9 protein-coding genes are annotated in these 11,625 nt (G+C 61.8%); 6 read left to right on the top strand and 3 right to left on the bottom strand.

The genetic code is table 11. The features are described 5' to 3' along the window. The first annotated feature begins 124 nt into the window (after window positions 1-124). Together cysK and WH299_RS12915 are read left to right on the top strand one after the other, a co-directional pair. The gene (gene cysK, locus WH299_RS12920; protein ID WP_010212098.1) at window positions 125-1,099 is read left to right on the top strand and encodes a cysteine synthase A; all 975 of its coding nucleotides are present in this window, start codon (window positions 125-127) and stop codon (window positions 1,097-1,099) included. Window positions 1,100-1,208: 109 nt separating this feature from the next. Continuing rightward, a complete protein-coding gene (locus WH299_RS12915) occupies window positions 1,209-2,147 on the top strand; it encodes an aspartyl/asparaginyl beta-hydroxylase domain-containing protein (protein WP_028619405.1) in 939 nt (312 codons plus the stop codon). A 140-nt stretch (window positions 2,148-2,287) separates the two neighbouring features. On the opposite strand, the gene acnA is transcribed toward WH299_RS12915, so the two are convergent. Then, window positions 2,288-5,029: an aconitate hydratase AcnA gene (gene acnA / locus WH299_RS12910; RefSeq protein ID WP_339550442.1), complete on the bottom strand. Its 2,742-nt coding sequence runs from the start codon at window positions 5,027-5,029 to the stop codon at window positions 2,288-2,290. 196 nt (window positions 5,030-5,225) lie between these two features. Here acnA and rlmM point away from each other — a divergent pair, with 196 nt between their 5' ends. Further along, entirely contained in the window at window positions 5,226-6,302 is a 1,077-nt protein-coding gene (gene rlmM, locus WH299_RS12905) for a 23S rRNA (cytidine(2498)-2'-O)-methyltransferase RlmM (RefSeq protein WP_339550441.1), read from the top strand. Window positions 6,303-6,329: 27 nt separating this feature from the next. Next, window positions 6,330-6,581, top strand: a complete 252-nt coding sequence (tusA, locus tag WH299_RS12900; RefSeq protein WP_126570035.1) for a sulfurtransferase TusA — start codon at window positions 6,330-6,332, stop codon at window positions 6,579-6,581. On the opposite strand, the gene WH299_RS12895 is transcribed toward tusA, so the two are convergent. Further along, the gene (locus WH299_RS12895; RefSeq protein ID WP_123476574.1) at window positions 6,578-7,972 is read right to left on the bottom strand and encodes an MATE family efflux transporter; all 1,395 of its coding nucleotides are present in this window, start codon (window positions 7,970-7,972) and stop codon (window positions 6,578-6,580) included. The two genes, tusA and WH299_RS12895, sit on opposite strands and share 4 nt — an antisense overlap. A gap of 140 nt (window positions 7,973-8,112) precedes the next feature. Between WH299_RS12895 and pdxB the strand changes: the two genes are divergently transcribed. Next, window positions 8,113-9,255 carry a 4-phosphoerythronate dehydrogenase PdxB gene (gene pdxB, locus WH299_RS12890; protein ID WP_339550440.1) on the top strand — a complete coding sequence of 381 codons (1,143 nt, stop codon included), beginning with the start codon at window positions 8,113-8,115 and terminating at the stop codon, window positions 9,253-9,255. 53 nt (window positions 9,256-9,308) lie between these two features. Here pdxB and WH299_RS12885 read toward each other — a convergent pair whose 3' ends face one another. Next, entirely contained in the window at window positions 9,309-9,482 is a 174-nt protein-coding gene (locus WH299_RS12885; protein WP_014717504.1) for a PA1571 family protein, read from the bottom strand. 248 nt (window positions 9,483-9,730) lie between these two features. On the opposite strand from WH299_RS12885, the gene WH299_RS12880 reads away from it, so the two are divergent. Beyond that, the gene (locus tag WH299_RS12880; RefSeq protein WP_339550488.1) at window positions 9,731-11,518 is read left to right on the top strand and encodes an ABC transporter transmembrane domain-containing protein; all 1,788 of its coding nucleotides are present in this window, start codon (window positions 9,731-9,733) and stop codon (window positions 11,516-11,518) included. The last annotated feature ends 107 nt before the right edge of the window (window positions 11,519-11,625 follow it).

Genomic DNA, 11,625 nt, shown 5'->3' with positions numbered 1-11,625 from the left:
GAGGGTCCTCTGTCCGTATAGGGGATGGACTGTTGTGAAGCGTGCAACGTTCCTCCGACTGGACGCTTCGCGGCACGAGGCATACCCTTGTGGCCTTCCTGAACACCGCCCAATAGGACCCGTCATGAGCCGCATCTTTGCAGACAACGCGCACTCCATCGGTAACACGCCCCTGGTTCAGATCAACCGGATCGCACCGCGTGGCGTGACCATCCTGGCCAAGATCGAAGGGCGGAACCCAGGTTACTCGGTGAAGTGCCGCATTGGCGCAAACATGATCTGGGACGCTGAAAGCACCGGCAAACTCAAGCCGGGCATGACCATTGTCGAGCCCACCTCCGGCAACACCGGCATCGGCCTGGCATTCGTCGCCGCCGCCCGTGGGTACAAATTGCTGCTGACCATGCCGGCCTCCATGAGCATCGAGCGACGCAAGGTGCTCAAGGCACTCGGCGCCGAGCTGGTGCTGACCGAGCCGGCCAAGGGCATGAAGGGTGCGATCGAGAAAGCCGGCGAAATCGTTGCCAGCGACCCCGCCACCTATTTCATGCCGGCTCAGTTCGAAAACCCGGCCAACCCGGCGATCCACGAGAAAACCACCGGTCCGGAAATCTGGAATGACACCGATGGCGCCGTGGACGTGCTGGTGGCGGGGGTGGGCACTGGCGGCACCATCACCGGTGTATCGCGCTATATCAAGAACATCGCGGGCAAACCGATCCTGTCGGTGGCGGTCGAGCCGATTGTGTCGCCGGTGATCACCCAGGCGCTGGCCGGTGAAGAGATCAAGCCCAGCCCGCACAAGATCCAGGGCATCGGCGCCGGGTTTGTGCCGAAGAACCTTGACCTGTCGATGGTTGACCGTGTGGAGCTGGTGACCGACGACGAATCCAAGGCCATGGCCCTGCGCCTGATGCAGGAAGAGGGGATTCTGTGCGGTATCTCCTGCGGCGCCGCGATGGCCGTGGCGGTACGCTTGGCCGAGAAACCGGAGATGCAGGGCAAGACTATCGTGGTGATCCTGCCGGACTCCGGTGAGCGCTACCTGTCGAGCATGCTGTTCAGCGATTTGTTTACCGAGCAAGAAAACCAGGCTTGATTTGAGTCAGCGCCGATAGCCCGGGCCTTCTGCATAATGGCCCAACTGTTTATCATGGCCGGCTGCTACGTCTGCTGTTGGCCAGGCGCTTATTTCCAGGAGTTGCTGCATGACCTTTTCTTTGGCCGCCAAGCTGTCGGTGCTGGCGTTGTTTATCGGCAGCACGTTGTATGTGCACCTGCGCGGCAAGGCGCGTTTGCCGCTGTTGCGCCAGTTCGTCAACCATTCGGCGCTGTTCGCCCCGTATAACGCCTTGATGTACCTGTTCTCGGCCGTGCCGTCCAAGCCGTACCTGGACCGCAGCAAGTTCCCGGAACTGGATGTGCTCAAGGACAACTGGGAAGTGATCCGCGAAGAGGCCATGCACCTGTTCGACGAGGGATACATCCGCGCGGCCGAAAAGAACAACGACGCCGGCTTCGGCTCGTTCTTCAAGAAGGGCTGGAAGCGTTTCTACCTCAAGTGGTACGACAAACCCCTGCCGTCGGCCGAGGCGCTGTGCCCGAAAACCGTGGCGCTGGTGAGCAGCATTCCCAACGTCAAGGGCGCGATGTTCGCGCTGTTGCCGGGCGGCAGCCACCTCAACCCGCACCGCGACCCGTTTGCCGGTTCCCTGCGTTATCACCTGGGCCTGTCGACGCCGAACTCTGACGACTGCCGCATCTTTGTCGACGGCCAGGTCTACGCCTGGCGTGACGGTGAAGACGTGATGTTCGACGAAACCTACGTGCACTGGGTCAAGAACGAAACCGAGCAGACCCGTGTGATCCTGTTCTGCGACATCGAGCGGCCACTGAGCAACCGCGTGATGACCCGCGTCAACCGTTGGGTCAGCAAGCAATTGGGGCGCGCCACTGCGCCGCAGAACCTGGATGACGAGCGCGTGGGCGGGATCAACCAGGCGTATGCCTGGAGCAAGACCTTCAGTGACAAGTTCAGCGGCGTGGTCAAGCAGTGGAAGCGCAAGCATCCGAAGGCTTACCGGATTGCGCGGCCGGTGCTGGCGGTGGTGGTGCTGGTGCTGCTGTGGAAGTGGTTGTTCGGCTGATTTGAAATACAGTTGAAATTTTGTCAGGAGGCTTGCCCCCGATGGCGGTGGATCAGTCATACATCTATTGACTGACACGCCGCCATCGGGGGCAAGTCGAACCGTCGCACCGCCCCTCCCACATTTGACATCTATCGTTCTTAAGAGGCGATCAACTGGCGCAGCACGTAGTGCAAGATGCCGCCCGACTTGAAGTATTCCACCTCATTGAGCGTATCGATCCGGCACAGCACCTCGACCTTCTCGCTGCTGCCATCCTCCCGCGTAATCACCAGCGTCAGGTTCATCCTCGGCACGATCTCCACCTCGGTCAGACCGAGAATGTCGATCTTCTCCTTGCCGGTGAGCTTGAGCGACTTGCGGTTCTGATCCAGCTTGAACTGCAGCGGCAGCACGCCCATGCCCACCAGGTTGGACCGGTGAATCCGCTCGAAACTCTCGGCGATCACCGCCTTGACGCCCAGCAGGTTGGTGCCCTTGGCTGCCCAGTCGCGGCTGGAGCCGGTGCCATATTCCTGGCCGGCCACCACCACCAGCGGTGTGCCCGACGCCTGGTATTTCATCGACGCATCGTAGATCGGCATTTTCTCGCCAGTGGGGATGTACAGCGTATTGCCGCCTTCTTCGCCGCCGAGCATTTCATTGCGGATACGGATATTGGCAAAGGTGCCACGCATCATCACTTCATGGTTGCCCCTGCGTGAGCCGTAGGAGTTGAAGTCGCGCGGTTCCACGCCTTGTTCACGCAGGTAGCGACCGGCGGGGCTGTCGGTCTTGATATTGCCGGCCGGGGAGATGTGGTCGGTGGTCACCGAGTCGCCCAGCAGCGCCAGCACGTTGGCGCCTTTGACGTCCTTGATGACCGGCAGTGGGCCTGCAATATCGTCGAAGAATGGCGGGTGCTGAATGTAGGTCGAGTCTTTCTGCCACACGTAGGTGGCGGCCTGTGGCACTTCAATGGCTTGCCACTGCTCGTCACCGGCGAATACCTCGGCGTATTCCTTGTGGAACATACCGGTGCTGACCTGAGCCACGGCATCCGCGATTTCCTTGCTGCTTGGCCAGATGTCCTTGAGGTACACCGGCTTGCCGTCCTGATCGTTACCCAGCGGTTCACTGCTGATATCGATGCGCACGGTGCCCGCCAAGGCATACGCCACCACCAGCGGCGGCGAAGCCAACCAGTTGGTTTTCACCAGCGGGTGCACGCGGCCTTCGAAGTTGCGGTTACCCGACAGCACAGACGCCACTGCAAGGTCGGCCCTCTGGATGGCTTTTTCGATCGGCTCGGGCAGCGGGCCGGAGTTGCCGATGCAGGTGGTGCAGCCGTAACCCACCAAATCAAAGCCGAGCTTGTCCAGATACTGGGTGAGGCCCGCCGCTTTGTAATAGTCGGTAACCACTTTGGAGCCTGGCGCCAGAGAGGTTTTAACCCACGGTTTGCGTGTCAGGCCTTTTTCCACGGCCTTTTTCGCCACCAGCCCGGCCGCCATCATCACGCTGGGGTTGGAGGTGTTGGTGCAGGACGTGATCGCGGCGATCACCACCGCGCCGTTTTTCAGGCGATAGGTCTGGCCGTCGTATTCATAGTCGGTTTCGCCGACGAGGTCGGCATTGCCCACGGCAACCCCGCCACCGCCTTCGCTTTCCAGGCGGCCCTCTTCTTTGTTGGTGGGTTTGAATTGCAGGTCGAGGAAGTCGCTGAAGGCTTGGCTGACATTCGGAAGCGCCACACGGTCCTGCGGGCGTTTCGGCCCGGCCAGGCTGGCTTCGACGCTGCCCATGTCCAGGGCCAGGCTGTCGGTGAACACCGGCTCCTGGCCCGCGTTGCGCCACAGGCCCTGGGCTTTGGTGTAAGCCTCGACCAGCTTCACGGTTTCTGCGGGACGGCCGGAGAGGCGCAGGTAGTCCAGTGTTACCTCATCCACCGGGAAAAAGCCGCAGGTGGCGCCGTATTCCGGGGCCATGTTGGCGATGGTGGCGCGGTCGGCCAACGGCAGGTCGGCCAAGCCGTCGCCATAGAACTCGACGAATTTACCCACCACGCCTTTCTTGCGCAGCATCTGGGTCACGGTCAGCACCAAGTCAGTGGCGGTGATGCCTTCCTTCAATTTGCCGGTGAGCTTGAAGCCGATCACTTCCGGGATCAGCATCGACACCGGTTGGCCGAGCATCGCCGCTTCCGCTTCGATCCCGCCCACGCCCCAGCCGAGTACGCCCAGGCCGTTGATCATGGTGGTGTGGGAGTCAGTGCCGACCAAGGTGTCGGGGAAGGCGTAAGTGCGACCGTCTTCGTCCTTGGTCCACACGGTGCGGCCGAGGTATTCGAGGTTGACCTGGTGGCAGATGCCGGTGCCCGGTGGCACCACACTGAAGTTGTCAAAGGCGCTCTGGCCCCAGCGCAGGAAAGCGTAGCGTTCGCCGTTGCGCTGCATTTCGATGTCGACGTTCTGCTCAAAGGCGTCGGCGTTGCCGAACTTGTCGACCATCACCGAATGGTCAATTACCAGGTCCACGGGCGATAGCGGGTTGATGCGCTGCGGATCGCCCCCGGCCTTGGCCACGGCGGCGCGCATGGCGGCCAGGTCGACCACGGCGGGGACGCCGGTAAAGTCTTGCATCAACACTCGGGCGGGGCGGTACTGGATCTCACGGTCGGACTGACGTTCCTTGAGCCAGGCGGCAATGGCCTTGAGGTCGGCGCCGGTGACGGTCTTGTTGTCTTCCCAGCGCAGCAGGTTTTCCAGCAGCACCTTCAGTGACATCGGTAGCTTGTCCAGGTCACCCAGGCTCTTGGCGGCTTCGGGCAGGCTGAAGTAGTGGTAGGTTTTGCTGTCTATTTCAAGGGTCTTAAGGGTTCTCAGGCTATCAAGCGATGACATGACACGACTCCTTATGGTCCGCACGGCTACGGACCTGACGGGACGAACAGAGCTATCAACTTAGCCCTGTTTTCATTAGCAGGCTAATAACTGGACTCTATCGTTAAGTCCAAGGTTCCGAACTCCGTTATCATGCGCGGGTTTTCATGACAGGCATTGCGACAGCGCAACGTCAGTTGATTCACTTGGAGAGTTGATGAACACCCTTTTTATGCACTGCCGCCCGGGTTTTGAAGGCGAAGTCTGTTCCGAGATCGCGGACCTCGCCGCGCGCCTGAACGTTTCCGGCTACGCCAAGGCCAAGACCGGCAGCGCCTGCGCCGAATTTGTCTGCACCGAAGAAGACGGCGCCCAGCGCCTGATGCACGGCCAACGCTTTGCCGAGCTGATTTTTCCTCGGCAGTGGGCGCGCGGGGTGTTCATCGACCTGCCGGAAACGGACCGCATCAGCGTGATCCTCGCCCACCTGCGCGAATTCCCGGTGTGCGGCAGCCTGTGGCTGGAGATGGTCGATACCAACGACGGCAAGGAACTGTCGAACTTCTGCAAGAAATTCGACGTGCACCTGCGCAAAGCCCTCCTGAACGCCGGCAAGCTGGTGGACGACCCGAGCAAGCCGCGCCTGCTGCTGACCTTCAAGAGTGGCCGCGAAGTGTTCATGGGCCTGGCCGAGTCGAACAACTCGGCGATGTGGCCGATGGGTATTCCGCGTTTGAAATTCCCCCGCGAAGCGCCCAGCCGTTCGACCCTCAAGCTGGAAGAGGCCTGGCACCACTTCATCCCCCGCGACCAGTGGGACGAGCGCCTGCACGGCGACATGACGGGCGTCGACCTCGGTGCAGCGCCCGGCGGCTGGACCTGGCAGTTGGTCAACCGTGGCATGCTGGTGACCGCCATCGATAACGGCCCGATGGCCGAAAGCCTGATGGACACTGGCTTGGTGCAGCACTTGATGGCCGACGGTTTCACCTTCGTGCCCAAGCAGCCGGTGGACTGGATGGTCTGCGACATCGTCGAAAAACCGGCGCGTAACGCCGCGCTGCTGGAAACCTGGATCGGCGAGGGGCATTGCCGCGAGGCGGTGGTGAACCTGAAGCTGCCGATGAAACAGCGCTACGCCGAAGTGAAGCGCTTGCTGGAACGCATCGAAGACGGTTTCAAAGAGCGCGGCATCCGCGTGGAGATCGGCTGCAAGCAGCTGTACCACGACCGAGAGGAAGTGACCTGCCACCTGCGTCGGTTGGTGGATGTGAAGAAAACCAAGGCCCGGTAGACTGGCGGCCAGTTTCAGGAGTAGATCATGAGCGATATTTTCGACACCGCCGTCGACGGCACCCTAGATGCAACAGGCTTGAATTGCCCAGAGCCCGTGATGATGCTGCACCAGCACATCCGCGACCTGGTGCCCGGCGGCTTGCTCAAGGTGATCGCGACCGACCCGTCCACGCGCCGCGATATCCCCAAGTTCTGCGTGTTCCTTGACCACGAACTGGTGGATCAGCAGGAGCAGGCCGGTACGTACCTGTACTGGATCCGCAAGAAGTCCGCTTAAACCCGCGCCTTGTCGGCGCGAATTCGCCGGCGTGCACTGCGCGCCAGGCGTACCAGCAACATCCCCGCCGCACAGCTCAGGCCCACGATCAGCCCTTGCCACAAGCCGCTTGGGCCGCTCGGCTCGCCGAGCCAATTCGTCAGCCCCAGGGCGTAACCCACCGGCAGGCCAACGCCCCAATAGGCGAACAAGGTCAGTACCATCGTCACTCGGGTGTCCTGGTAACCACGCAGTGCGCCAGCCGCCGTGACCTGGATCGAGTCGGAAAACTGGAACAGTGCCGAGAACACGATCAGCGTCGAAGCCAAGTGAATGACCACCGGGTCCGGGGTATAGATCGCCGCAATCTGCTCGCGAAACAGCAACATCAGGCTGCAGGACAGGCAGGCGTAGGCCAGCGCCGTGCCCATGCCGACACCTGCGGCGAAGCGGGCTTCACGCGGTTCGCCACGCCCTAGGGCCTGGCCGACCCGCACAGTGACGGCCATGCTCAGGGAGTAGGGGATCATGAACACCAGGGAGCTGACGTTCAGCGCGATCTGATGACCGGATACCACCGTGGCTCCCAAGCTGCCCAGCAGTAGGGCAATCACCGCAAAAATGCTCGACTCGGCAAAAATCGCCACGCCAATCGGCAGGCCAATGCCCAGCACGCGCTTGATCACCGCCCATTGTGGCCAGTCGAAACGCTTGAACAGTTCGCTGCTCTGGTAGGCCGGCCCCCAGCGGGTCCAGCCGGCCAGGCCAAGCATCATCACCCACATCGAAATGGCCGTGGCCCAACCGCAACCTACGCCGCCCATGGCCGGCAGGCCGAGGTGACCGTAGATGAAGATGTAGTTCAGCGGGATATTCAGCGCCAGGCCGCACAGGCCCATGACCATGCTCGGCAGCGTACGGCCCAGGCCGTCACTGAAGCAGCGCAGCACGTAATAGAACGCAATGGCCGGCATACCGGCGGCGATGCCATGCAGGTAACCCATGGTGGGCGCGATCAGGTCCGGCTCCACCTTCATTGCATGCAGGATCGGCTCGGCGCAGAGCAGTAGCAGTGAGCCGATGATGCCGACCACCAAGGCCAGCCACAGTGACTGACGCACCAGCGGTCCGATTTCGCTGTACTGGCCCGCACCGTAGCGTTGGGCGACTTTCGGCGTGGTGGCCAGCAGCGTACCGCTCATCAGCAGGTAGACCGGAATCCAGATCGAGTTGCCCAGGCCCACTGCCGCCAAGTCTTGGGGACTGACGCGGCCGGCCATCACCGCATCGACAAAACTCATCGCAGTGGTGGCCAGTTGGCCGACCATGATCGGCAGGGCGAGCGTCAGCAGGCCGCCGACTTCCCGGCTGATGCGGGCGGGGCGGGTGAGGGTGGCAGAGGCAGTGTTCACGTACAGGTGTCCAATAAAGGGATGCGCAAGGACCGCGGATTCTACGCTTTGACGCATTGGTCAGGAAAAATCCTGTGTTAGGGATTTGTAAGCGCGGGCCGCGATCCCTGTACACTGCGGGTCCGCGAAAGGAGCCTGCCATGTTGATTGTTGCCGACGAAAATATTCCGCTGCTCGATGCATTCTTCCAGGGATTTGGCGACATCCGCCGGGTGCCCGGCCGTTCCATCGACCGCGCCACAGTCGAGCAGGCTGACGTGTTGCTGGTGCGCTCGGTGACCAACGTTAACCGTGCGCTGCTGGAGGGGACGAACGTGCGTTTCGTCGGCACTTGCACCATCGGCACCGATCACCTGGACCTCGACTACTTCAAGCAGGCCGGCATCCAGTGGTCCAGCGCCCCCGGCTGCAATGCCCGTGGCGTGGTGGATTATGTGCTGGGCAGCCTGATGACCCTGGCTGAAATCGAAGGTGCCGACCTCTCTCAGCGCACCTATGGCGTGGTTGGAGCCGGCGAAGTGGGCGGGCGGCTGGTCAAGGTGCTCAAGGGCCTGGGCTGGAACGTGCTGGTGTGTGACCCGCCACGGCAGATTGCCGAAGACGGCGATTACGTCAGCCTGGAGCAGATCATCGAGCAATGCGATGTGATCAGCCTGCACACGCCGTTGACCAAGTCCGGCAATGGCTCCACCTGGCACCTGTTCGACCGCGAGCGGCTCAACCAGCTCAAGCCCGGCACTTGGCTGATCAACGCCAGCCGTGGCCCGGTGGTGGACAACGCCGCCCTGCGCGAGGTGTTGCTGGCGCGCGAAGACCTGCAAGCGGTGCTGGATGTGTGGGAGGGCGAACCTGAAGTGGACGTGGACCTGGCCGACCTGTGCGTGCTGGCCACGCCGCATATCGCTGGTTACAGCCTGGATGGCAAGCAGCGCGGCACGGCGCAGATCTATCAGGCGTTCTGCGCGCACCTGGGGCAGGAGGCGAGCATTCAGTTGAGTGATTTACTGCCGTCGCCGTGGTTGGCCGAGGTGCAGTTGAACGCGTCCACCGACCCGGCCTGGGCGTTGGCGACCCTGTGCCGCAGCGTGTACGACCCGCGCCGGGATGATGCGGATTTCCGGCGTAGCCTGGTAGGAACGGTGGAAGAGCAGCGTAAGGCGTTTGACCTGCTGCGCAAGAACTACCCGGAGCGCCGTGAGATTGATGGCTTGAAGGTGCGCATCAACGGTGAATCGGCGGTGCTATCGAACATCATCCGCGCATTGGGCGCCGTGAGCGCTTAGACCCCAATAAAAAACCCGGCCACCTGGGCCGGGTTTGCAAGAGCATCGGCGCTTCAGCCTTGCTGGGCAGGCTTGACCAGTCGCTGTTCCAGTTCGCTGCACGCTTGCTGGATCATCTCTTCGGTAATCTGCACTTCGCGGCCTTTGGCGTCGATGTACGAGCAAGGCAACTGCTGCGGTTGGCGGATCACTTCAATCTTGGCATCGCTGCTGTTCTGCAAGGTCATGGCCTGTCTCCTCATCAGGTTGTTTACCTAGTTTGCTTCTTGACTCTAAGCCGCCCGAGTGACCACGCTGTTACAATTCTCTGCAAGATCACCGGTTTGAACACCCAGTCCACCAGAAACCGCCTCGGATTTCCAGCCAGGGGTTAGACCGATAGCCTCTAGGGATAGGTATCGGCGGGCATAATTAACCTGACTCATTGTTATTTGCCCAAGTTCCCCCAATGTTGAGGACAGGTTCCTCACTGGTGATGCCCTCCATGTTCTCAGTCCGTCAACGCCGCGCGATCCGCCTGGCCAGCCGCTTCATCGCGCCCTACCGCTGGCAGGCGCTCGGCGCCCTGTTGGCGCTGATCGTCACGGCCGGTATCACCTTGTCCATGGGGCAGGGCATCCGCCTGCTGGTGGACCAGGGTTTCATGACTCAATCACCACACTTGCTCAACCAGTCCATCGGCCTGTTCATGATCCTCGTACTGGGCCTGGCAGTGGGCACGTTTGCACGGTTTTACCTGGTGTCGTGGATCGGCGAACGGGTGGTGGCGGACATCCGTCGGCAAGTGTTCAACCATCTGATCTACCTGCATCCAGGCTTTTACGAGAACAATCGCAGTTCGGAGATCCAGTCGCGGCTGACCACCGACACCACGTTGCTGCAATCGGTGATCGGCTCGTCGCTGTCGCTGTTCCTGCGCAACGCGTTGATGGTCATCGGGGGCATCGTGTTGCTGTTTGTGACCAACCCCAAGCTCACCAGCATTGTGGTGGTGGCATTGCCGCTGGTGTTGGCGCCGATCCTCATCTTCGGCCGCCGGGTGCGCAGCTTGTCGCGGCAAAGCCAGGACCGCATCGCCGATGTGGGCAGCTATGTGTCCGAGACCCTCGGCCAGATCAAGACCGTGCAGGCCTACAACCATCAGGTGCAGGACGAGCAGCGTTTCGCCGTGACCGTGGAAGACGCCTTCACTACCGCGCGCAAACGCATCACCCAACGCGCCTGGCTGATTACCCTGGTGATCATGCTGGTGCTCGGCGCCGTGGGTGTGATGCTGTGGGTGGGCGGCATGGATGTGATCAGCGGGCGCATATCCGGCGGCGAGCTGGCGGCTTTTGTGTTTTATAGCCTGATCGTCGGCAGCGCCGTCGGCACCCTGAGCGAAGTGCTCGGTGAGTTGCAACGCGCCGCCGGGGCCGCTGAGCGGATTGGCGAGTTGTTGCAGTCGAGCAACGAAATCCAGGCGCCCGCCGCCGGGACCGTGCAACTGCCTGAGCGGGTCAGCGGCCGCATGGAACTGCAAAACCTGCGGTTTTCCTACCCTTCACGGCCCGATAGCTATGCTGTCGACGGCCTGAACCTGACCGTCAACCCCGGTGAAACCCTGGCGCTGGTGGGCCCATCCGGCGCGGGCAAATCGACGATTTTCGACCTGTTGCTGCGCTTCTACGATCCCCAACAAGGCTGCATCCTGCTCGAAGGCCATCCGCTGACCGAACTCGACCCTATGGACCTGCGCCGCCACTTCGCCCTGGTGTCCCAGAGCCCGGCGCTGTTCTTCGGCAGCGTCGAAGACAACATCCGCTACGGCAACCCGACCGCCACTCGGGAACAGGTCGAAGCCGCCGCCCGCATTGCCCACGCCCATGACTTCATCCTGCAAATGCCCGACGGCTACCAGACTCACTTGGGCGACGGCGGCATGGGCCTCTCCGGCGGCCAACGCCAACGCCTGGCCATCGCCCGCGCGCTGCTGGTGGACGCGCCGATCCTGCTGCTTGACGAAGCTACCAGCGCCCTCGATGCCCAGAGTGAACACCTGATCCAGCAAGCGCTGCCGCAACTGATGCAAGGGCGCACCACGTTGGTCATCGCCCATCGACTGGCCACTGTGAAGAACGCTGATCGCATTGCGGTGATGGACCAGGGTAAGTTGGTGGCGGTCGGGACGCATCAACAGTTGATTGCGAGCAATGCGTTGTATGCGCGATTGGCGGCGTTGCAGTTCAGTGATGGGGTGGAGGTCGCGAACAGCGAGGTCTAGGCAAGTTGCCAAGCATTGTTGAGGGTTGCTGAGGGGGCTTCTGTGGTGAGCGGGCTTGCCCCGCGCTGGAGTGCGAAGCACTCCCAATTCAGTCGTCACGGTGTAGG

This window comes from Pseudomonas sp. MYb541, assembly GCF_037479595.1.
GTDB classification, from domain to species: domain Bacteria; phylum Pseudomonadota; class Gammaproteobacteria; order Pseudomonadales; family Pseudomonadaceae; genus Aquipseudomonas; species Aquipseudomonas canadensis.
The sequence above is the reverse complement of the archived record's forward strand: the minus strand, read 5'-3'. Positions and strand labels throughout refer to the sequence as shown.